Here is a 22,036-nt window from a genome sequence, read left to right as displayed (position 1 = left end):
GACTGCGGCTGAATACCCGCTACCCTTACCGTTGAAGATTATACGATGGTGTGTAATTCCAAGGGGAGCGGAGAGCAAGCGTGATTTAACATCTGTTCGCCATCTAGGTAGTGACGAACTGTCACGTCTGGGCTGGCATGACCGGCATGCAAGTAGCCTTTCCCAGGAAATTCTAATTCGACGTGCGTAGTGCTTGCCCTGCGAAGAAAACGAAAAGTCCCTTTGCGAACTCCCGAATCTGCCACGATTGCCCGAAACTGTCGATAGAAGTTTTCCCGGCGACACCACAGCGGCCAAATCCTCCTTCGTTCGCTGGTCGACATCAGGCGATCAATCAATAGCATAGTCGACGGGTTGAACCGGCATGGAACGAACGTTCCCGTTTTGGATTGCTCAACATTGATCCACCCAGCACCGTCGGTATCGACGCGAATCCACTCACGCTCTAAGCTCAAGAGGTCACCCAACCGCAACGCCGTGTCGTAGCCTGCTGCTATTAGCGATGCGAAGAATAGACGTGGAGGCAATTCCGTCTTAGGCAAATTTCTAGGTGGCAACTCTGTGAGCGCATAGGTGAATAGCTGTTGAATCTCGGCTCGATTCCACGCGACCGGGTTCTGTCTGCGCACCGCAATCTTCCGAATCCGAATCGGACTGTGATCGATTTTCTCCAATTCGTGCGCTCCGCGCCAAATCGCGAGCAACGCTCCCCTTCGAGTTTTTATTGTCGAACGGCTCAGTGTTGATTCTGCCACCCTGCGATCGATCCAATCGTTAATACACTCTCGGGACAGATCAGTAATACAGGGATTCCTACCCAGGAATGCTTTGAAATCCGCAATCGCTGGAAGATACCAGTTGTTGCGAGTTCCTACTGTTACGGGGAGTTCTTTCTCTTTGAGTATTAGATCGATTAGTTCAGTTAAAAGCATTGGTACACCCTCAGTGATGAAGTCTTGTAAGCCACAAGTATTGCTCACCCATAAGCGTTAGCCCTTCATCGCGTGAATTCGCGTGCTAATTCCTCTCCCGATCGCTTCCATTGATGACGCCGAGATCGAACCGCGCTAGGTTCAGGTCCTAGTGTCCGATAAGGACGTGGAGGTTCAAATCCTCTCATCCGTACTAGTTTTTTCTTGGGTCAAATGCGCTTTTGCTTCTCGCCCCGCCCCCTTCAAAATCGGCCATATTGGGATTTTGGGGACAAAACGGGGACAGCCCTTAGTTCACGTTGGGTTTGAATCGCTGGTCCTTTCCGTAGCCTTTACGGAAAATGAGAATCATGGCATCTCTCGAACTCAGAAACGGTACTTACCGCGTTGTCTTTCGCTACGGCGGGCAAAAGTTTGCCCGCTCCCTGAAGACAAATCAGCCCAGTGCAGCCAAGCTGGCTCTGGCGAGGCTTGAGGATAATCTACGGCGGGTAGAGCTTGGCACACTTGTCCTCGACTGGCGTCGATATCGCTACCGCTTTGCTCACCTCTGGAGTGCTCAGGCAGAAGCCAAAGCTTGAGAAGGCTCCCCTACTAGGAGAGCTTCTCGACCTCTACATGAAGAGCATTCCAGAGTCAGCGATTGAAACCTCGACTTGGAAGATGCTCCATAGCCGCAATCGTACGTGCTGTGGTCGTGCCTCGTATCTCTTCCGGCTAACACTCAAACGAGTTTACTTTTGTGAGTGTAACCCAAACATATTGCCCTCGGTATCGACCGCCAACACCATGAAGCCGTACTCGCCGATTGACAGTTTCGCTTTGTGGATCTTGCCTCCAGCGGATTCGATGCGTGACGCCTCGGTTGCACAGTCGTCGCAAGCGAAATATACCAGCGTGCCGCCACCACCTGATGGAACACCATCCATTTTGACCAACGCGCCCGCCGCTCCAGCACCATCCATTTCCATCGGGAAAGCCAGCATTTCGAGTTCAGGCACAGGTGCGTCCAGTTTCGTGAGTTCTGTGCAAAGCACTGTCTCGTAGAACTTCTGTGCGCGGTCAAGGTCTTGGACGTAAATTTCAAACCAGCATATTGGATTCGTTTTCATTTCTTTGGCTCCTTTGTGTTAACACTAGATTCGATGACGTTGCGAAACGCCGTTCTCAAACTGCAAGTGATAGGTCATGTGCCCATTTGTGACTTCTCCTCATTGGGGGCAGGAATCGGTTGGGCGTGATAGGCCAGTTGAAACACGCGCGGGTCACGCAGGCCCAGCGCGATCCACACCACCCTAGCGATGATGATGGCAAAGAAAAACGGATCACCAACTCGTACGTGGGTTGCTGTTGCTTCCCCCAAGTAGGCCGTCAACAGAGTTGCGCCAATAAATCCAGCTCGAGGGATCAGGTACAATACTGCCAACGCGACTTCAACGATGCCGATTTTGAAAATCAGGCTGTCGTTCCATCCAAGATGGCCGAACATCTCTGCTTTGGCGTCCCAGTCAGTGAACTTACCGCTCGCGGTTGCAAATACGAGGAATGCTGCCAATAGCGCACTGAGTGCCCAGCCTGTGATTTTTGATTTTGGCCTGGTTACTTGCTCCGCTTTTCGCAAAATCCGCCCGCAGCGGCACCTACCAAGTTCAACAATTCGGTGCTGTGCGTTCTGTCCAACCCGCTTTCATCCCCAAGTCTCTGAAATTCCTTGAAAGATGCGGCGTTAAGGACTTCATCTTGGATGGATTTGTCAGCGTACTTGAACAATGAACGAATGTTACGCCATCAGTTTTTGTGAACACTTCGAATCGAAACGGCGTCGTATTCAATTCTGCAAAGTCCTTCAGAAATCGCTGAATATTAGCGTTGTTGTCGTGGACAAACTCAGGCTTGACCTTGTACGAAACCATTACGTTTATCATTTGGCCTCCGTTTGAATGCGCGAGGTCTGATTCCGTTCCGATAGAGTTTCAATCGGGCGAATCTCGGCGGTTCCTCGTCGTGAGCCGGCTATCTTGGCGGCGATGGCAATTGCTTCGTCGAGATTTGCAACACGGATCAGAAAATAGCCGCCGAGCTGTTCTTTGGTTTCCGGAAAGGGGCCATCTACGACCGCACGACTACCGTTGCGAACACGCACACAGGTTGCTTCTGCCGGCGGCTGAAGAGGCGCTGCCGAAACGAATTGACCTTTCGCATGCAGTTGATGGCAGAGTTCGACCGATTCCGCCAACGCGGGAGCATGTTCCTCGGGCGGCCAAGCACCTTCCTCGGCATACATCAGCAAGATGTAATTTCTCGGTGTTTCCGTATCGCTTGGTGCCTGACTAATTGCCTCTGTCTCGGGCAACGACAACGAATCGGGCAACGGAAGAAGCGGTCTAATCTCGACCGTCCCTTTCTTGGCTGGCGCTAATCTGCTGGCGATCTCGATCGCTTCATCGCGGTCGTTGACATCAATGATGTAGTAGCCGCCAAGCTGTTCCGTTGTTTCAGCGAAGGGGCCGTCGGTGATTTGACGTTTGCCGTCGCGGACTCGAACGCTGGTGGCCGTCGTCACGGAGCGCAGCGGCGAGGACGCAATCCACTTGCCTTCCTTTTCGAGCTCGTCGCAGATCGCCATGGACTCGATCATGCACGTATTGCGATCGTCCTCGGTCCAACAATCCTCAGCACCGTAAATCAATAACATGTACTTCATCAAAAACTCCCATGCGATTATTCAATAGCTCTGAATGCTGGCGACTTTGTCGCCCTTGGTACTCGTGAATTCCACTACATAACAGAAGCGCCGCTTGCGCCCGTTAGCCATGACCGTAACCCCGTTGGTAGCGCCGACCTTGCCGTGCGTAATAGCGTGATCCACGGTGACTGTTTTCGGTGCGGCCACGTGTTTCATCGCGGCATGAATAGCGTCCTCGCCGACAATTTCCTGACCTCCTGCTTGCCGCCAAACTGTGTTCTCGCCAACTCCGGTAACCGAGACTTTTCCGGTCTCGATCACGATTGCGATATTTTGCACGAACCGGTTCTTGGGCGAGTGCTTACAATCACCACTCTCCTTCACTCTAGTCATTTCAAATCCTCACTCGTTGCTGTTCATTGCCTACGGCTGTTCCCCGGGAACCATCACCATCCAGCCAATTCCAAAATTGTCGGTGACCATGCCGTATCGTGGTGACCAGAACGTCTTGCCCAGCGGCATGTCGATTTTGCCACCTTCGGCAAGGGCCGCGAACAGGCGATCGCAAACTGACTCGTTCTCCACCGACAAAGCCAACCGAAATCCTTCATGGCTTGTCGCGTCTCCACAGCCATCGGACGCCATCAGTGTCATCTTGCCAACTTGGAAGGAGGCGTGCATCACCTTGTCCTCAAATCCCGGCTGTAGCATTCCTTCCGGCACAGGATCGGGACTTTCACTGAATTTCATCTTCATCAAGACGTTTGCCCCCAGTGCCTGCTCGTAGAAAGCCAACGCTTCGTCGCAGCGACCGCCGAAAAAGAGGTACGGCTGAACCACAGTTTGCTGCATCGTAATCTTCTCACGAAGACTGCCTTCTTGATGGCTCAAGTCCAGCGTGAGATCCGTTTCAGAGAAGTCTTCCATTGTGTACAGCGGACGAATCTCAATGTCCGAATCTTCCATCATCGGATTGGGACATCGCTTCACCCAATCGATTGCTTCCTGCATCGAAGCGACTTCCCACAACCAATATCCCGCTACAAGTTCTTTGGTTTCGGCGAACGGGCCATCAGTCACGCTTCGATTCGCACCACTGAAGTGAACTCGAACACCTTCGGAACTCGGCTTCAATCCTTCGCCTGCTTTCATGATCCCAGCTTTGACCAGTTCTTCGTTGAACGTGCCCATGTCCGTCAGAAGTTTTTGGTCTGGCATTTCTCCGGCTTCGGAACTCTTGGTTGCTTTGACAAAGACGACTACTTTCATTTGTTTTCCCTTTCGTTTGATGGCTTGTTTGAATGGTCTCTATTTCTATTGAACTTTTTCATCCGTACGAGTCCACTGAGCGACAGGTCGACCATCGCGATTCCACTACGATGCTGACGCGTCTTGCGGCCAGCCGTCCGGCGAATCCTCCCACGTCTCCTGCCTGCCGAACGCGGTTAAGTCAAGCAACTGGAGAGTGGGCAACATCGCCTCGACTCCTCGCCACTTTGTCTCGCATGTCTAGAACACTTCGTCACCGCTCCGAAGGTACGAGTCCTTGCGTTGTCGATAGAAGCCGAGGACTCGTAACCTCGTCCACTACCAAATTTGCTATGCCCTACCTCAACCGCGAACCGCTGCTTCTATAGCTGCGATGTCGATCTTTTTCATGGTCTCCAACGCGTCGAAGACTCGCTTGGCAACGTTTGGATCGGGATGGGTCCAGCCTTCTGTGAGAGCGATTGGCGTTATCTGCCACGAGACACCCCACCTATCTTTGCACCACCCGCACTGGCTCTCCTCACCGCCACCCATGATGATGGCGTCCCAGTAGCGATCGGTTTCCGCTTGGTCTTCGGTGGCGACTTGAAACGAGAAGGCTTCGCAGTGCTTGAACATCGGCCCGCCGTTGATGCCGAGGCAGCGAATTCCCATCACCGTGAACTCGACGGTCAGGACGTCTCCCTTCTTCCCGGAAGTAAAATCGCCTGGCGCTTGATGCACCGCGCCGACAGACGAATCAGGAAAGGTCTCGGCGTAAAATCTCGCCGCCTCCTCGGCGTCACCGTCGTACCAAAGGCAAATCGTGCTCTTAGCTGGTTTCGTCATTTTCAATTATCCTTGTTACTGAATACTGCATCCCGTTCCGCAATTAACTTGTTGATCTCTTCGTCAGCGGGACGAATTTCAAACGGCCCCATCTTCACTCCCGGATGCTTCGACATCAGGGCAATGGCGTGGTTCAAATCTCGGGCTTCCAGCAAAAGAATACCACCGAGCACTTCCTTCGTTTCTGCGTAGGGCCCTTCCATCACGTCGACTTGGCCGTTCTTCATCCGCAGGGTGATGGCATTGCGAGACGAATCTAGAGCCTCGCCGCCCACAACATGCCCGCCTCTGCGTAATTCGTCGTCATACTGAAAACACTCCTCCAACATCCGCTGCGTCTCGGCTTCCGACAACGAACCCAAAGCTGCTTCCTCGATATAGCCCAAACAGACATATTTCATATGTTTTCTCCTTAGTTTTCGTTGTAGAAAAGCAGGTTTGGCACTGCGGATTCACGTCCTAGTCGAATGGGAAGATCTCAAATCTACAGCCGCGAAGCATTTTCTTTCGAATTTCTGCGCTTCACCAAAGTAGACAGGTGAAGGTCGAATACGTCTGTCGCACAAAATATTTCGGTTCAACCCAACCAGAACTCGGAGGGAAACCCTGCCGATCATCTTTCCGAACAAAGGAAGTTGACAGGCAATAAGCGCTCAGCTAATATGCAACCCATGGGTTGCATAAAAGAATGGGGACGGAAGATCAACATGAAGAAATCAGAAACTGACAATATTGAGAAGGCAATCGAGATTGCGGCACCGCTCGAACGCGTTTGGAAAGCGGTCACAGACTATCGCGAATTCGGCCAATGGTTCCACGTGAACTTGGAAAGCGAGTTTGCCGTTGGGGAAAGAACAGCGGGACAAGTCTCGCATCCTGGATTTGAGCATGTGCGGATGGAGGTGATCACCACAGCGATTGAACCGATGACTTACTTCGCTTTTCAGTGGCACCCACACGCCGTCAACACGGATGTCGACTACACACACGAACCACTCACTCTCGTGGAGTTTCGATTCCGTTCAAACGGCAACGGCACATCGCTGCAAATCATCGAATCTGGCTTCGACGCTTTGCCGCCGGGACGTCGCGATGAAGCATTCCGAATGAACGAAAAAGGTTGGGAGGGGCAAATCAAGAATATTGCTCGCCATGTTGCTACCCATGAATAAAACTCTCGCACGTCAATTGAGCAACCAAGCGCCGCTATTTGCCGCTCTCGGAGACAAAACCCGATTGTTGCTACTAGTAAAACTCGGAGGGGGCGAACCGTACTCCGTTACGACGTTGGCCGAGAAGTCGTCATTGACGCGGCAAGCAATCCGCAAACACCTACACGTTCTGGAAGAAGTCGGGATGGTGAAGGGTGTTAAATGTGGTCGCGAGAATTTGTTTCAATTCAACCCCAAGCCCATACGAGAACTCAAATTGTCCCTCGAAGACATTTCACGCCATTGGGACGACGCATTGACGCGACTGAAGCGGTTTGCCGAGGAGTAAACACCAACGACATGGGCAAGTTCCCGCAACGGTGGCATTTTACGAATCAAGCTGTGAGCACCATCGCGCATAGCCAGAATTAGGGAACAACCCAAAATGGTAGACATCATTCACAGAGTCGGAGTTAGAGCGTCGGCGTCCAGCGTGTACACAGCTTTATCGACCACCGATGGTATCGCAGGTTGGTGGACGAAGGAAACGACGGGAGATACTCGCATAGGCGGCACCCTCAATGTTCGCTTCCTCGCCGAGAGCGGGCAGGAGATTGGAAGTATGAACATGGAAATAGTGGAGCTTATTCCGGATAAGACGGTTCACTGGCGATTCACTTCGGGACCGGATGAATGGATAGATACGGATGTTGTTTTCGACTTAGCCGAGGACGGCGATTATACCATCGTCCTTTTCAGTCACAAAAACTGGCGTGAGGCGATTGAATTTACGGCGCACTGCAGCATGAAGTGGGCCACGTTCATGCTGAGCCTGAAAGACCTTGTTGAAACCGGCATCGGAAAGCCTTCGCCGACTGACATCAAGATTGACAATTGGAATTAGCCTCACCGTCCCCTTGGAGCCAAGAAACATCAATATCCACGCAGAATTCCCAATCGCTTGGCGAGGAAACGACGTTCCGGTTCCTGTTGCGTAAGTTCCAACGCTTGCTCGAAAGCCGTGGCCGCTTCGGCGGTTCGACCGGCTCGACGCAATAGCTCGCCGCGCGCCGATTGAGCGAGATGGTAGCCAACGAGTTCGCCTTGCTCCAGAATTGCGTCGATAATTGCGATTCCAGTGTCGGGAACGTCTCGCATCGCCACTGCAACAGCCTGGTTCAACTCAAACACGGGAGTCGGATCGACCTGAATCAAAACCGAATACAGGGCAACGACTTGATTCCAGTCGGTTTCGGTTGACGCCCGCGCGTCAGCGTGCACTGCCGAAATCGCCGCTTGCAATGTGTAGAATCCGAACCGCCGCAATTCGAGTGATTGCTCAATGAGCCATTTACCTTCGTCGATCAAGTCGCGGTTCCACAAACTGCGATCTTGATTCTCCAGTAAAACGATCTGACCATCGCTTGAAGTTCGTGCTGTGCGTCGCGACTCGCGCAACAGCATCAATGCCAGTAGCCCCATCACTTCGGCATCACTGTGCAACTCCAATAGAAGTCGACACAACCGAATCGCTTCATCCGACAAGCCACTACGAACCAGTGAATCACAGCTGGACGCCGAATACCCTTCATCGAAGATAAGATATATCACCGAAAGCACACCATCGAGTCGCCCCGGCAAATCACTCAGTCCGGGAATAACAAACGGAATTCCCGCGTCTCAAATCTTCGCTTTGCCTCGGACGATTCGCTGAGCCATAGTCGCTGGTGACGTCGGAAACGCCTTCGCAATCTCTTTGGTTATCAGCCCGCATACTTCTCTCAGAGTCAGCGGTACCTGCACTTTCGGATCAATCGCCGGGTGACAGCAGGTAAAAATCAACCGTAACTGATCGTCTTCGATTTCAGTCTCGGCTCGCTGAACATTGGCTCCACAAACTTCTTGAATGCGTGTCGTGACTTCGGGAGCAATCTCGCGAGCATTATCACGACGGCGAATGATGTCGATTGCCTTAAATCGTCCCGTCGAAATCAACCAAGCACTTGGATTCGCAGGTGCGCTAGTCGGTGCTGCCAGCCAGCTGGCTGTATCAGAATGTCTTCAATGTAAAGTCGTGAATCAAGATCATGACGACGAGCAACTTGCTGTGCCCTACAGTGAACTCTACAACCAAACAACCACGCATGCCGACTGGCTATGGTGTACGCTTACCTTGGAACGTTACGTGCCGTGCAAAAAATGCTCAGGCAGGAGTACTCAAGCCCGCTTTCCGTTATATAGCTTGGATATCGTATTTTTGGAGACGCCGAGTTTGTAGGCGGCGATGCACAACTGATTTAGAAAAGTGGTTCGAACGATTCCATTTTTTTTCCATCGACGGCCAGATGTCGAAATAGTCTGATTGAGCAGTTGAATCCTGCCACGTCGGCGCAATCGCTCGACTAGCTCATAGTCCTCCATAATGGGCATTTTTCGATATCCGCCCATATCGAAAAATGTACTTGTTCGCATGAATACTCCTTGATCGCCGTAGGGAAGCTGCAACACCCGTGAGCGAACATTTGTTCCCCACTCGACAATTCTTAAGCCAGGAGAACTACTTGCAATTCCCAGTCGAAATGCGCCTGCGATGCTATTGCCCGACATGCATTGGCGAATCGATTCTCGGTAGCCTGCCGGCAGAATTGAATCTGCATGCAAGAAGAGCAAGTGCTCGCCTGATGCGATAGCGGCCCCCGCATTCAATTGAACCGCGCGGCCTGCATTTCCAATAAAGGTTTTAGTCGCGCACTCTTTAGCGATTGCAACGGTCTCGTCGAGGCTTCCAGCATCTACCACAATTATTTCTAGCGTATCGTCGAGGGGCCCTAGTGCCGCCATGCATTCACGTAAACAACTAGCTTCATTGAGTGTTGGAATGATAACCGACAGACGACCTGGAACGGTGTTGAACAATCCACTGGAGTCTCGATGGTCCTTGCGCCGCAAGGGAAGCAGATCTTCGGGGTGATCAACATCAGCCAAAGGCCTGAGTTCCACAATGGAACTGGAGCATTGCTGGGCGATTGCTTTCGTCTGTGCGAATACGAACTCACTCCCCCAATCAATATGCTGAAAGATGAGTGGCTGGAAGTGTTTCAAGCCGATAAGGTAGTAGCCACCGTCGGTGGCAGGGCCAAGAACGACCTCGTTCGTATGTAACGCATCAAATGCGACCTCAAGGTCTTCCTCTTCGAGTTCCAGGCAGTCGGTGCCAATTACGACGACGCGGCTCGCGCCTGTCGAAAAGGAGCGTTCTGTCGCATGCTCCAACCGACTTCCCAAACTACTTCCCAGCTGCACGACGTAATCGGATTCTGCGCCAAAGGCTTCCCTCATGGAGCGAGTATCTCCACCAGAAAAGTGAATTGTTACTTTACAGCCGCGCGAAGCTGCGAAACGATTAGCCGTCCGGATCGTCTTTTGAGTAAGAAACATTGAAATGGCAGCAGCAGCATCTGCACCACAGGCTGGAATAAGCCGCGTTTTCGTGTTCCCTGGCTCTGGCATCCGAGCGAAGACGAGCAAGTGCTCCTTGGCAGCCAGCGACACGGAGTCGCCGTGGGACTTTGCTGCTGAAAATAATGAGACTTCTTGCACAATGCACCTAACTTGCCAAACCTAAGAGTATCCACGTCAAACTTCCGAGGATGGCACCCAGGGGAAGAGTGATGATCCACGCGCCAAAAATCGATAGTATTACCTTGCGGTTTGCACTGCCGGTTACGGAACCGATGCCAAAAAGGGTTCCACAACTTACGTGCGTGGTTGAAACAGGCATTCCGAATCGGCTCGCGCCGATCACGATTATCCCAGTCAAAAGATTTGCCGTAAACCCTTGGCCGTGATTCATCGCTGTAATTTTATGGCTCATCGTCTCCGCCACTCTGCGTCCGTTCAGAAAGCCGCCGATGGCGATTGCTGTGCCTACGAGTGCAAGGGCAGAGATGGAGTCAATCGCGGGTGTAACAAGAAGTAATGCGGCCATCTTGGGAGTATCATTGAGCCCCCGCGCAAAGCTCACAACGCCAGAAGACAGATAGTGCATCGCATTCAGAGTCGAGTCCGCTTCAATGCCCAAAACGCTTCCGGAATACTGACTGCGACAGTGCAGCGAATCGCCGTGTGTAACCGTTAGTGCCTCGTGACGCAGTGCTAGTTGCGCTGCATCACCAACTGCAACCGTTTCAACGACTTGTTTACCGACACACAAACAGGTATGCGCATTGATCTTCAGCCTCCTTCGAAGAAGCCGCAGCAGTGGATAGATTGCGATTGTTGCTGCGATAGCCAGGACAGGACTGACGAGCAGCGGAACCACGAAGGCAGAAAGTAGCGTAGGAATCGCGATCGACGAGCCTGCTGCCAAGCCGGCACCCAACAAAGCGCCCAGGAGTCCGTGCGTCGTTGAGACGGGCAAGCCCAGGCGTGTTGCAATCAAGACAGTCAATGCAGCCCCCAAAGCAACAGCTGCAGCGAAGCCCGCCTGGTCGACCAGGGCTTCGTCTACGAGCCCTTTACCACTGAAGGTTTTCAATAAAGCCCCGGCTAGAGCTATGGCGACGATCGAACCGGCTAACGTACATCCCGTCGCCCATAGGATCGCTTTGTTAAAATTCGCAGTACCGCTGCCCAGGAGCGTGGCAACTCCCTTAAAGTTATCGTTAGCTCCATTGGCATATGCTAGGCAGGCTACGACTAAGATCAACACGGTTAACATCTGGAAGAGACTCATGCATGCTGTTGTAGGGAGGTTGATGTAACTTCGCTGCCATTCCTAGTGACGAGTGCCCGAAGCATTTTGCTTCGAGCCATTCCAAGAGGAACGGCACCGAACCAACCGCGAGGAAACCATGGGCACCACCCGGGTACTGACTAAATAGCTCTTCAAAAGGGCCGCAATTACTGAGGATCCAACCGCAAGCAACGGAACCTCCTTACGGCGAGAGGTGGTTGCAAATTCCTCCGAAACACCGAAAGTTCTGCAACACCGAAAGTGTTGTCCGCTTCTGCCCAGCGCCAAAATCGCCGTTTTAGTCCAGCCAACGGTCGAGACACAAGGAATTCGCTCGCATCCGCTCATCGCGGCCAATATCCTCAGCGATCAATATCGTAATTGTGGTGCCATCGGTCATATCAGCGAGACGGTGACCAGTTTTGACCAATGCCCCCTCGGCTTGCGAGGCCTTATTTCGGAGGCGGGAGACCGGAGCCCGATCACCGTTGTAAATGGGGCCATAGCCGGTACAGCCTGTGCCTGCCGCGTCGCTGGGGGTCGGACGCCAAGCATCAGACGGTCAAATGAACGTAGTGACGACCTGTTTGGCATCAGCGTTATTGGTAGGAGTTGCGTTGCATGCCCCCTCAGGTCTATTTGCTTGTAGAGCTTTTCCTGCTCGAGAATCGGAAGGATTGCCGTAAACGATAAATGCGTGTCGGATGCCGTAGAAGGTGAAGACCTCGAAAAACGGGTGCTTGGGCCTGCAGGGGGCATTCGTCGATGAGCGATTTGCTAGTTGTGCGAAGCGATTCCCAACTGCCGCGAGTTATTGCTGCAGGACATGCCGCGCGCATCTTTGGGATGCTGCGTATACGGCTGGCAATAGCAGTTCGACCAGGACACCAAGAATCGCTATTACTAGCAGTGATTCCACTAGAGCAAACGCCCGCCATCCCATCTACGCTTTCCTAGAATGCAGTTCCATTGCTGTTGCTCTGCCCTGGGTAGCTGAGGGATTCGGAGGACAGTTCAAATTTTGCAATTTAGGCTAAGCTGCCGGTACAGCTGGAGCCACATCCGGCGGTGCAGCCAAAGCAATGATTTGCCGTCTTAACCTTGCGGTCGACAAGATCAGAATCCTGCAGTTCCGAGATATGCAAGCGACGCTCATGTTGGTCCAGCGGCAAGTCAAGCATCTGATTGAAATCGCAATCGTATAGGAACCCGTTCCAATCCACTGAAACCAGAGAACGGCACATCAGATCGTCGATAGTCTGTGGATTGAAGGCCTCGATCAGCTTCTGCATATAGACCTCGTATTTCTCTTGTCTAAGCAGGTCGTGCAAGAATCGGCTGACTGGCATATTGGTGATCGTGAACAACCGATTGAAACAGATCGAGTAGCGTTCGTTCAGCTGCTCGCGGTAGTCACGCTCTAGTTGCGACTGTTCTGGAGGTAGGCCGATACCAACTGGGTTATAAACCAAATCGAGTTTTAGACCGGAATCGGGCCGACCATACCCAAGTTCGTTGAGAGCACGAATCGCTTCAATCGACTTCACGAATACGCCGTCTCCGCGTTGAGCATCACAGTTTTCTTCCAAATAGCAGGGAAGCGAAGCGACAACATTGACGCGATGTTTCGCCAGGAATTCTGGTAAATACGTAAACCCGTTGGCCATTAGAATCGTGAGATTACAGCGATCGATGACATTTTTCCCCAGCGCTGTCGCTTGCTCGACCAAGGAGCGAAAGTTGGCATTCATCTCGGGTGCACCGCCGGTGATATCCAGCGTTTCCGCCTGCGAACGCGACAAAAAGTCGATCACCTGCGCAGCGGTTTCTTGAGACATGCTTTCGCGACGGTCCGGACCTGCGTCGACGTGACAGTGGGTGCAAGTTTGATTGCAAACTTTCCCCAGATTAATCTGCAGCGTCTTAAGGCTGGTACGTGTTATGTCACTCCAGCCCAGCCTATCGAGGCTTTCTTGAAAGCGGCCGGCCACAATGCGAGCTGGGTCTCCGAGAACTTCCAATTGCTGGGCGGGCGAAGCCAACGCGTTTCCGGCGCGTTGGAGTGTTTTAAGTATCATCTTAGCTACATCCAAAAGGTCGAGGCTTAAAAGTAGAAATGAAGGGCGCCGAGCGGGCTTCACGCTGAACATGCTTGTCCGACGTGCCACTGAACCGGCGTCATTCGCCCGTTCACAACAGCTCTACCACTAACAGCAATCCGAGTCGCTTCCACAGCACGGCCCTTGAGACTCGGTCGTAGCGCGATAGTCGATTCCCTTGGATTCGTGGGGGTGGCGAAGCTTGGATCTTCGGCAATCAAAAGGCTCGGCGTCGGCCAACGGAACTTGGCTAAGCGGTTCGATTGCATCAAACATGCCTTGGTAGGGCTTTTGTCCGAGCAATTGAAACGTCTTGTCGCAAACGGCCATTCGCTCCCCACGGCGATAGAGATGTCCATCGTCGTCTTCAACCTTCTTGAACGGACCGCGGTAAACGACAGCTTGGTTTCGCTCCAAGCAGGGGCCTTGCTTGCCCTTGTAGGCTACCACGGTCACCGAACGAAACTCAATTCCGTTGATGGTCTGCCAAGGAGCCTTTGCCCGCTTGGCCACTTCGATGCCGTGAAACCCAGCTTCTTCGAAAGCCTGCAGGAACTCGTCTTCGCGAAAGGCTCCCGACAAACAGCCTGACCAGAGTTGGGGATCATGCTTCATTTCCTCCGGCACCGTCTCGTCGGAAACAATATCGCTGATGGCAGCCCGTCCTCCGCGTCGTAGTACACGAAAGAGCTCTGCGAACAATTGCGTGCGGTCTTGTTGACGAACCAAATTGAGGACACAGTTGGAAACAACACAGTCGATCGAGTCGCTTGCGACCAATGGATGTTCGCTACGCAAGTGCTCTTGCAGGTGCCGTAGGCGAAGAAAGTCGTCAGAATCTTTGACTGGGTGTTTCGTCAGCTCGGATTCAAGCCTGGCCAGGTCCAACTCGAGGTCTTGGATCATCCCGTAGCGAAACTCAACGTTGCTAAACCCTACTCGCTCGGCCACCTTAGGAGCCGCACTACGGGCCAAGGTCAACATTTCGCGGTTGCAATCCACACCAATGACGCGACCAGATTCACCGACGACTTGGGCTGCAATGAAGCATAGCTTCCCACCTCCCGATCCGAGATCCAAAACCGTATCCCCAGGCTCAACGTAAGGCGTTGGATCCCCGCACCCATAGTCGCGCTCGATGACTTCATCGGGAATGACTGACAGGAAATCTGCGGCGTATTCGACGGGGCAGCAGAGGGCTGGTTCAACTTGCTGCGCAGCAGCAGCGTAGCGGTCATAGACGCTAGATTCCACCGCTTTGTTCGGTTTTCCGTTGTTTACCGTCATCGCTGAGCGCTCTCCGTTGTGAGTTCAAATTCATGCGGCGAAGCAGGCCATTTGCCACCCGTCACAGTGACTATCGTAGTGCAAACGCAGACCTTACAAACACGACTCTAAGTTTTTGGAGTTTTCTCTAGATCGCAGGAGCTGAGGCTAAGAATTCCCCCACCGATTCGCAGAGTAAAACCAAGACTTTATTAGAATAGCAGAAGCAGGACCGGAATCGATCCAAGTTCCAACGAAATCAAAGAACGCCACTCCAAGCTAAGTGGTACCTAAAATCGGAGTGCTGGAATCCCCGTACAAAAACCCATTCGCCCCCAGTACAGCAATGACAGTCCACCGACCGACAGCCACGCTGGATTCCGAGCAAACGGGAGCAAGCAGAGAGCCCAGATCCAGTTCCAAGGATTTGGCGTTGGCGCGAGTAACCAGGCCCCAGCTAGGCACAAGAATCATCGTTGCAGCGGTCTTGCTGGCTCGCGCCAAATTCTACGACAGTGCTCAATCCCGGTCAGCGAGTATGTGCGCAGAGAGTGAATGACCATCCCCAACAGATGCAATACGTTCACCTCAGCGTCCAGTATTCGTGGCAACGCCCCCATTAGGCTTCCTCAGCACGCGCTGGGAACGATGACGAACCATAGCGGTGGCTAGTTTGCAACCGCTTTTTCTGGACGAAGATTCTCTACCAAGATCCGGAACAGCAGGTCATTCATTTCCCATCGCGTGAGGAAAGCACTCAATCCACTCGGTTGGCTTGCACTCGAGTCGACGGATGCCCCTTGTGGCGAGTCGGGCTCCCTAGATGATCGCGAACTTCATGACTCAAAGTCGCGATTCAGCCGATGCATTGGCGGCTGGAAGCCACCGAACGATCTGAAAAACAATTTGGCTGGTCGGCGAGTACACTGTTGGCATTTCAGGCAACTGGACACGACGTGGGGTTTTACGAATTCCAGAAAATCTAGCGACGCAACTTGTCAATTCAATCAGGCAAGCGTCCCGGCAACCGAAGACACTTACGACGGCAAACGGCCTGGAGAACGCAGCAGTGCGTACTTGCCAATTGTGTACAGGATTTTGTAACCGGCTCGGAATGTTCCAGAGATTGTCCCGCTGATCTTACTTGTACCGATACGACGGCGATACGGCACAGGGATTTCGAGCGTTCGCAGACGGTGTTGAACCGCCTTGATTTGCATTTCTACGGTCCAACCGAAGTTCGTGTCCTTCATCTGCAGAATGTTGAGGCGTTCCAGGGCAATCGCTCGAAAAGGGCCGAGATCCGTATAACGCCCTCCCCAGACAATCCGTATTAGGAAGCATGCCAACTTGTTTCCCAGGACACTTTGCACCGGCATTGCTCCCGGTTCCCTGCGGCCCAATAGCCGAGAGCCAAGCACGAAATCAGCTCGCCCCTGATGAATCGGCTTTACGAGTTCGGGCAACAATTCGGGGTGATCACTGTAATCGGCGTCCAAGAATACGACATATCGAATCGGCTCGCTGAGTCGTGGAGAATCGACAGGCTCGCCAGCACCGCGGTTCTCTCGACTACTTCGGTTGATAAAAGTTTTAAGCGCGTACAAGCCGCGACGACAGGCACGACCATAGCCGGCCATGTCCTCATCGACCACAAAGGCACCTGCCTGTTGCGCAATGGACCGTGTCGAGTCGGTAGAGCCATTGTTTACGACAATTACTATTGCAACAGGGGGTAAGTCTGCGAGCACCAAGCCAATCGACGACTCCTCGTTACGAGCCGGTATGATCACGACGGTTTGGCGCAGCATCGCATCGTTTTCGGAGTTAGGCAATCTACACTGGGAAGAAGAATTTGCTTCTAAATTCATGATCATACGGGCCCTCGGTGCTTGCCATCGGTCGACTCAATCAAAGAACGCTTCACTGGGGCAATCCAAACTGCGGCCTCCCCAGTGCGGGGCGATCCGCACCGGGAAAGCCAATCAGCCTGCCAAACACCCAACCAGCCGACTGCTGCTCATGGGGAGGAACTACGGCAGCAGGCTTAGGGAGGTCTACTGCTTGACGAGTCGGCTCACGAATCTGCGATGGAACGTTCAATTTCCAATTGCAAACCAGCCCAGTACCGATCGCCAGCAACCACATAACGCTCCAGAATTGTCTTCGATTTACCACGTAATCTACCTCGAGCCAGAACCTTGCATGATGGGAGCTGAGCGAGTCCCAGAACCACTCGGCGCCGCGTGAGCCTGCGCACTGTCCGAGTACGTATCGGGCGATCCGTAGCTCGTAGATGCAGGGGCAGACATTGCGCCATAGGCAGGAGTGCCATAGGAAGGAGCAGCGCAACTTCCACCGACACAACCACGTTGATGCTGACATCCCACAAACATAACGCTTGTGCCGATTACCAGAAGACTTGCTGCGAGCACTTGCTTATTAGTCATAAAATCCCTTTTCGATGGCGACGCGTCTCAGTAGCAAATGCAACTGCCTTTACTCGCAGATTGCACGTTTGCAATTGATACAACGTCATCGTTTGAGTTGGTTCCATCCTTCTCATCGGCACAACCGATTCACTCCGATTGTGCCGGAACTCACATTCACCTGGGTTTTCCAGCAAACTATTTGCGATCGTTTAACCCCCAGTCATAGTCCATGAACGCCATCTTACCTCTACCGGTAGACGCAGCTTGCTGAGATGTAATATCTGGTAACCAGCCGGAGATTTTCTGGAGCTGCGTTCCAGGAGAGCTGCCGAAGTCTTCGCCGAACCAATCGAGGATGGGAGAGATAAAAAACGTACTGCGCGTTGCGTCGAAACGAAACTTACTCGGGTCGGCGAAAAAGGCTTTTGCATTCAGCGTCAACTGCGCATCAAGACGCTCAGCAATGTAGGCTTCATTGAGCAGGCGCGGACAACCGATGGACGCACAGACTATGGCAAAGTGAATCCTAGGCTCGCCCATTTTCCGAAGCACCTGATGCTCCATGTCGTCAAGCGAGATTGGCTTGCCGCCCACGATCAGCTTCAGATTCTTCCAAATGTTGTATCCAAACAACTTTGCGGTATGGTTTCGAATGCTTGATGTTGGATACTCGTTCAAAATGCCTTTGATCGTTACCGCATTGTAAGCGTTGATCCAAAACGCAAGCTTTTCTTCGCGGCTCCCCTGACTATTGGAATACGACAGCAACTGCAGATACCCGTCCAAGGTTTGCAGATCCTCGGCGGACTGCTTCCAGGCTGCATAATGGACCATCCCGCTCTCGTCAACGTACTTGTTCAGCAATCCGTTCCAGGCGGAGTGGTCAATACGATTCAAGGGCAACTGCTGTGCAGCAGCCACGTTTACACCTATTTGGATATCTTTTGCATCGGCTTGCAACGACATCATCCCCAAGCCGCAGATTCCAACTAAACAGCCGACTGTCATTCGCCGAAAAAAATCCGTTCTAACCATTTGATTCTCCATCTTGCCTCATCCATCGCATTATTGGGGAACACAAGGGAACCCCAGAACTTTCCAGTCACGATTCGACCGGAATAGTACGGATCGCTTGCTTCTGGCTCAGTGTGATCGCTCACATCCGAAGCAGTCACCAGAGAATCTGTCGGATTGGAGGGAATGACCTTACGGATAACTTCAGAAAATTCTTGGCGTTGCGTCCAACAACCTCTACGTACACGAAATTCCCAGTGCGTCGGGGAATGCTCAGCCATTTTGGCATAAAGCACATATCAAATTGCCACTCAGTTGTAAGGAAACAGGGCTAGGTCCGACGTTTGAATACACAAACGATTTGGGACCAGAAATTTCCTGCGAATTGATTGGACAGCACTATGGTCGACGAAACACAGCATTCCCATGGCCTTCAGCAAAGCAGTGGCTGGTTGAAGAAACCCCTTTTGCTAGCAGCTGTGGCGGGGGTTGGCGGTTCCCTTTACTGGCTTCTACGCGACGTTCTTTCGTTGGAGTATTTAGCCAGCCAGGAAACGCAAATGCGCGTTTGGCAAGTTGATTTCCCAGTGATTACGGCGATCGTGGCACTGGCGGTATACGTTGCCGTGGCAGGTTTGTCTCTGCCGGGGGCATCGGTGTTAACGTTAGTCTGCGGATGGTATTTCGGTTTTTGGGAAGGCTTGCTGGTCGTCAGCATTGGTTCCACAGGCGGGGCAATGGTTGCCTTTTTGATCAGTCGATACCTTCTGCGGGATTGGATTCAACACAGAATGCAAGAGCGACTTAGTCGCATCGACGAAGTGTTTGAACGCGAAGGCGCGTTCTACTTGTTCACGCTCAGACTCGTACCAGCCGTACCATTCTTTGTCATCAACGCCGTTATGGGGCTGACCAAAGTTCGCGCAGCAACGTTTTGGTGGGTTAGCCAGCTTGGCATGTTGCCGGGCACCGCAGCCTATGTGTATGCCGGTTCGACGGTCCCCAGCCTACAAAGCCTCGCCGACAATGGGGTAGGTGGTATTCTCAGCTGGCAAATGCTGCTGGCATTCGCCATCTTGGGTATTCTGCCCCTCGCCATCAAGAAAGCTGTCACTCTGCTTCAGGCCTATCCGTGTACCTGCTGCGCCGAAGATTTAGATGCCGAGCGCGCTGCCGACGCACAACTTCTGTCCGAAGCCGGCAGCCCCGGCACGCCAAGCCTATAGAACGCGTATTGAGCTGGCACTCTTCAGCTCAGATCTAAAAAACATTTTCGTGATCGACCAACACCACTAGTGAGAAACCATGAGCTATCTACAGCAGCTTGAACCACTTGATGAATTGAACCAAGCACTTCAAGCAAATGTCCATCCGCTGGAATGGACCAATCCCACTCCAACAGGACGTTATAATCTCGTGGTGATCGGCGCGGGAACAGCTGGACTAGTGACCGCCGCCGGAGCAGCAGGACTGGGCGCTAAGGTCGCCCTCATCGAACGTGGTCTCATGGGTGGCGATTGTCTCAATGTTGGCTGCGTGCCATCCAAAGCCCTAATAAGCGCCGGCCGAGTTGCTGCGTCGGCGCGGCATGCAGCGGGATTTGGGGTGCGTGGAACAGACGCTGCCGACGTCGATTTTTCGGCTGTCATGGAGCGGCTGCGTCGCTTGCGAGCCCAAATTAGTCCCAACGACTCGGCAGAACGGTTCAGAAAGCTTGGCATCGACGTCTTTTTCGGTCAGGCCAGCTTTGTCGACTCCAGCACAGTGGATGTGAACGGGACAACGCTCAAGTTCAAGCGGGCGGTAATCGCGTCAGGCGCGCGCGCCGCCGCCCCCCCTATTCCTGGCCTAGACACTGTCGATTACCTAACGAACGAAAATCTGTTTTCGTTGACAGAACTTCCCAAACGCCTGGGAGTCATTGGCGCCGGCCCCATCGGCTGTGAGATGGCGCAGACGTTCGCGCAGCTTGGGGCTGAGGTATTTGTGGTCGAATCGGAACACGGCATTCTACCTCGCGAAGACCGCGATGCTGCCGAGATCGTACAAACGTCGATGCTTCGCGATGGTGTCAAACTCCTCTGTTGCGGCAAGCAGTTAGCTATCAGAAACGACAAGGGGATACGATTGTCTGTCGAGTCTCACGGAACCGTTTACGACGAGCCGGTAGATCAACTACTCGTTTCCGTGGGACGAGCTCCCAACGTCGACAATCTCAATCTAGAGACCGTCGGGGTCGAGTTTCATAAAAAGGGCATCACCGTCAACGATCGCTTGCAAACCACCAATCCGATGATCTACGCAGCGGGAGACGTTTGTTCGCCGTATCAATTCACGCACGCAGCTGACTTCATGGCGCGCATCGTCATCCAGAATGCTCTTTTTAAAGGTCGGAAGAAGGCCAGTTCGTTGGTGATCCCCTGGTCGACTTACACCTCGCCTGAAATCGCACACGTCGGTCTTTACGAACATCAGGCAAAGGAGAAGGGCGTCGAAATTGACACCTACGTCCAAAACTTTCAGGAGGTGGACCGAGCCATCTTGGAGAGTGAAGAAAACGGCTTTGTCAAAATTCACGTGAAGAAAGGAACGGATCAGATCGTCGGCGCAACGATCGTTGCGCGCTCAGCGGGCGACTTGATATCGGAGGTGACTCTGGCGATGACTAACCGAATTGGGCTCGGGACAATCGCGTCTACGATCCACCCGTATCCGACGCAAGCTGAAGCCATCCGAAAACTCGGCGATCAATTCAATCGAACTAAGCTAACGCCCTTTGTGAAGTCACTATTTAGCAAGTGGCTTACCTGGACCAGGTAGACAAGGAATCGATGCTTGGACGGAAGAGCAACATCTCTAAGCCGCCAGACTCAGTGGTCCTACCGCTCCGAGTTGCGTAAAAATCTTGCGAAGCGAATTGCTACCAAGCCGGTCGACCGACAACCCGCAATCCGAATGCGCACTCAAGCAAGACTTGGTGCGGCAGGAGGCTTAGCCGATTGCGACATAATCCAATTGAGAGGGGAGACCATGCGAGGAATGCTACGGAATTTTGAACTGCTTGGACTGCCTCTGCTTTGGGGAGTGGCCGTGTATGGTGCGATTTCGCTACAGAATCTGGCGGTGGCTGATGAGCACACCATATGCGGCCCCTGGGGCTGCGGCCCAGCAACCGGCGCTCTTTTGGCCATGCATATCGGCTGGCTTGCGGTGTTGGGACCGCCGCTGCTCTATCTTCCTGGGCGAATCGGCCTCAGTCCCCAAGCAGTTCGTAGGTTGGGTGGCACTCTTGTGACCGTCGGCGTGCTCGGAGTTACCTCTATTGTCGCTTGGCAATGGCTCGTTTGGTTGCCCAATTCAGGCGATTGGTCGCGCTCGTATATCTGGCAACGGTGTGGGTTTGCTGTCGCAATCGCGATTGATTGGCCACTGGTTCAGTTGACGCTTCTTGGAATAACGCTGCCCATAAGCAGTAGAGTTTGGCAGCGACGAGTTGCCAGTGATTCGGCAGTTGTCCCTCAGAGAGAACTTCCGCAGCAATTGGATCGACTCGCGCCGGAAAGTGCAGAGCCAAAGCATTCAGCAGTATAGATCGCCTTAGTTGCGGCGAGTCAAATCAAGGAA

Annotated in this window: 25 protein-coding genes; 7 read left to right on the top strand and 18 right to left on the bottom strand. The window is 52.9% G+C overall.

Annotated features, from left to right (window positions below; translation table 11 throughout):
* Positions 1-38: 38 nt before the first annotated feature.
* Positions 39-932, bottom strand: coding sequence for a tyrosine-type recombinase/integrase (locus Q31a_RS07865; RefSeq protein WP_145076355.1), 894 nt, complete (start codon positions 930-932; stop codon positions 39-41).
* Between the two features lie 350 nt (positions 933-1,282).
* On the opposite strand from Q31a_RS07865, the gene Q31a_RS07860 reads away from it, so the two are divergent.
* The gene (locus Q31a_RS07860) at positions 1,283-1,513 is read left to right on the top strand and encodes a hypothetical protein (RefSeq protein WP_145076353.1); all 231 of its coding nucleotides are present in this window, start codon (positions 1,283-1,285) and stop codon (positions 1,511-1,513) included.
* Between the two features lie 153 nt (positions 1,514-1,666).
* On the opposite strand, the gene Q31a_RS07855 is transcribed toward Q31a_RS07860, so the two are convergent.
* From Q31a_RS07855 to Q31a_RS07815, 7 genes are all read right to left on the bottom strand, one after another.
* Entirely contained in the window at positions 1,667-2,044 is a 378-nt protein-coding gene (locus Q31a_RS07855) for a VOC family protein (protein ID WP_145076351.1), read from the bottom strand.
* 74 nt (positions 2,045-2,118) lie between these two features.
* Positions 2,119-2,487 (bottom strand): DoxX family protein, encoded by a 369-nt coding sequence (locus Q31a_RS07850; protein WP_231691117.1) that lies wholly within the window; start codon positions 2,485-2,487, stop codon positions 2,119-2,121.
* A gap of 366 nt (positions 2,488-2,853) precedes the next feature.
* Positions 2,854-3,636, bottom strand: coding sequence for a YciI family protein (locus Q31a_RS07840; RefSeq protein ID WP_145076347.1), 783 nt, complete (start codon positions 3,634-3,636; stop codon positions 2,854-2,856).
* Positions 3,637-3,657: 21 nt separating this feature from the next.
* Entirely contained in the window at positions 3,658-4,011 is a 354-nt protein-coding gene (locus Q31a_RS07835; RefSeq protein ID WP_145076345.1) for a hypothetical protein, read from the bottom strand.
* A gap of 30 nt (positions 4,012-4,041) precedes the next feature.
* Positions 4,042-4,887: a YciI family protein gene (locus Q31a_RS07830; protein WP_145076343.1), complete on the bottom strand. Its 846-nt coding sequence runs from the start codon at positions 4,885-4,887 to the stop codon at positions 4,042-4,044.
* A 342-nt stretch (positions 4,888-5,229) separates the two neighbouring features.
* Positions 5,230-5,715 carry a VOC family protein gene (locus Q31a_RS07820; RefSeq protein ID WP_145076341.1) on the bottom strand — a complete coding sequence of 162 codons (486 nt, stop codon included), beginning with the start codon at positions 5,713-5,715 and terminating at the stop codon, positions 5,230-5,232.
* A 2-nt stretch (positions 5,716-5,717) separates the two neighbouring features.
* A complete protein-coding gene (locus tag Q31a_RS07815; RefSeq protein WP_145076339.1) occupies positions 5,718-6,116 on the bottom strand; it encodes a YciI family protein in 399 nt (132 codons plus the stop codon).
* 306 nt (positions 6,117-6,422) lie between these two features.
* Here Q31a_RS07815 and Q31a_RS07810 point away from each other — a divergent pair, with 306 nt between their 5' ends.
* From Q31a_RS07810 to Q31a_RS07800, 3 genes are all read left to right on the top strand, one after another.
* Positions 6,423-6,887 (top strand): SRPBCC family protein, encoded by a 465-nt coding sequence (locus Q31a_RS07810; protein ID WP_145076337.1) that lies wholly within the window; start codon positions 6,423-6,425, stop codon positions 6,885-6,887.
* Entirely contained in the window at positions 6,880-7,215 is a 336-nt protein-coding gene (locus Q31a_RS07805) for an ArsR/SmtB family transcription factor (RefSeq protein WP_197356406.1), read from the top strand. The genes Q31a_RS07810 and Q31a_RS07805 overlap by 8 nt, the downstream gene beginning before the upstream one ends.
* 96 nt (positions 7,216-7,311) lie before the next feature.
* Entirely contained in the window at positions 7,312-7,770 is a 459-nt protein-coding gene (locus tag Q31a_RS07800) for an SRPBCC family protein (RefSeq protein WP_145076333.1), read from the top strand.
* A gap of 29 nt (positions 7,771-7,799) precedes the next feature.
* On the opposite strand, the gene Q31a_RS30760 is transcribed toward Q31a_RS07800, so the two are convergent.
* The 10 genes from Q31a_RS30760 to Q31a_RS07755 all read right to left on the bottom strand — a co-directional run bounded on the left by Q31a_RS30760 (position 7,800) and on the right by Q31a_RS07755 (position 18,433).
* Positions 7,800-8,486 carry an RNA polymerase sigma factor gene (locus Q31a_RS30760; protein ID WP_315851653.1) on the bottom strand — a complete coding sequence of 229 codons (687 nt, stop codon included), beginning with the start codon at positions 8,484-8,486 and terminating at the stop codon, positions 7,800-7,802.
* Positions 8,487-8,546: 60 nt separating this feature from the next.
* Complete coding sequence (locus Q31a_RS30755) at positions 8,547-8,861, bottom strand: sigma factor-like helix-turn-helix DNA-binding protein (RefSeq protein ID WP_231691115.1); 315 nt, start codon at positions 8,859-8,861, stop codon at positions 8,547-8,549.
* A 222-nt stretch (positions 8,862-9,083) separates the two neighbouring features.
* A complete protein-coding gene (locus Q31a_RS07790; protein ID WP_261342720.1) occupies positions 9,084-10,418 on the bottom strand; it encodes a TIGR04283 family arsenosugar biosynthesis glycosyltransferase in 1,335 nt (444 codons plus the stop codon).
* A gap of 55 nt (positions 10,419-10,473) precedes the next feature.
* Entirely contained in the window at positions 10,474-11,601 is a 1,128-nt protein-coding gene (locus tag Q31a_RS07785; RefSeq protein ID WP_231691114.1) for an inorganic phosphate transporter, read from the bottom strand.
* Between the two features lie 777 nt (positions 11,602-12,378).
* A complete protein-coding gene (locus Q31a_RS31525) occupies positions 12,379-12,489 on the bottom strand; it encodes a DUF1559 family PulG-like putative transporter (RefSeq protein ID WP_449224069.1) in 111 nt (36 codons plus the stop codon).
* 140 nt (positions 12,490-12,629) lie between these two features.
* The gene (gene arsS / locus Q31a_RS07775; protein ID WP_145076329.1) at positions 12,630-13,679 is read right to left on the bottom strand and encodes an arsenosugar biosynthesis radical SAM (seleno)protein ArsS; all 1,050 of its coding nucleotides are present in this window, start codon (positions 13,677-13,679) and stop codon (positions 12,630-12,632) included.
* Positions 13,680-13,808: 129 nt separating this feature from the next.
* The gene (locus Q31a_RS07770; RefSeq protein ID WP_145076327.1) at positions 13,809-14,987 is read right to left on the bottom strand and encodes a methyltransferase domain-containing protein; all 1,179 of its coding nucleotides are present in this window, start codon (positions 14,985-14,987) and stop codon (positions 13,809-13,811) included.
* 1,016 nt (positions 14,988-16,003) lie between these two features.
* Positions 16,004-16,777 carry a glycosyltransferase family 2 protein gene (locus Q31a_RS07765; RefSeq protein WP_145076325.1) on the bottom strand — a complete coding sequence of 258 codons (774 nt, stop codon included), beginning with the start codon at positions 16,775-16,777 and terminating at the stop codon, positions 16,004-16,006.
* A 112-nt stretch (positions 16,778-16,889) separates the two neighbouring features.
* Entirely contained in the window at positions 16,890-17,144 is a 255-nt protein-coding gene (locus Q31a_RS07760; protein WP_145076323.1) for a hypothetical protein, read from the bottom strand.
* A gap of 449 nt (positions 17,145-17,593) precedes the next feature.
* Positions 17,594-18,433, bottom strand: coding sequence for a DUF547 domain-containing protein (locus Q31a_RS07755; RefSeq protein WP_197356405.1), 840 nt, complete (start codon positions 18,431-18,433; stop codon positions 17,594-17,596).
* Positions 18,434-18,813: 380 nt separating this feature from the next.
* Here Q31a_RS07755 and Q31a_RS07750 point away from each other — a divergent pair, with 380 nt between their 5' ends.
* The 3 genes from Q31a_RS07750 to Q31a_RS07740 all read left to right on the top strand — a co-directional run bounded on the left by Q31a_RS07750 (position 18,814) and on the right by Q31a_RS07740 (position 22,003).
* Positions 18,814-19,638: a TVP38/TMEM64 family protein gene (locus Q31a_RS07750; protein WP_197356404.1), complete on the top strand. Its 825-nt coding sequence runs from the start codon at positions 18,814-18,816 to the stop codon at positions 19,636-19,638.
* Positions 19,639-19,717: 79 nt separating this feature from the next.
* Positions 19,718-21,232: a mercuric reductase gene (locus Q31a_RS07745; RefSeq protein ID WP_145076319.1), complete on the top strand. Its 1,515-nt coding sequence runs from the start codon at positions 19,718-19,720 to the stop codon at positions 21,230-21,232.
* 210 nt (positions 21,233-21,442) lie between these two features.
* Entirely contained in the window at positions 21,443-22,003 is a 561-nt protein-coding gene (locus Q31a_RS07740) for a hypothetical protein (protein WP_145076317.1), read from the top strand.
* Positions 22,004-22,036 lie beyond the last annotated feature (33 nt).

It is taken from the genome of Aureliella helgolandensis, from assembly GCF_007752135.1.
Lineage (GTDB): Bacteria > Planctomycetota > Planctomycetia > Pirellulales > Pirellulaceae > Aureliella > Aureliella helgolandensis.
Note: the sequence above shows the minus strand (reverse complement) of the source record. Positions and strands in the feature narration are given on the sequence as shown.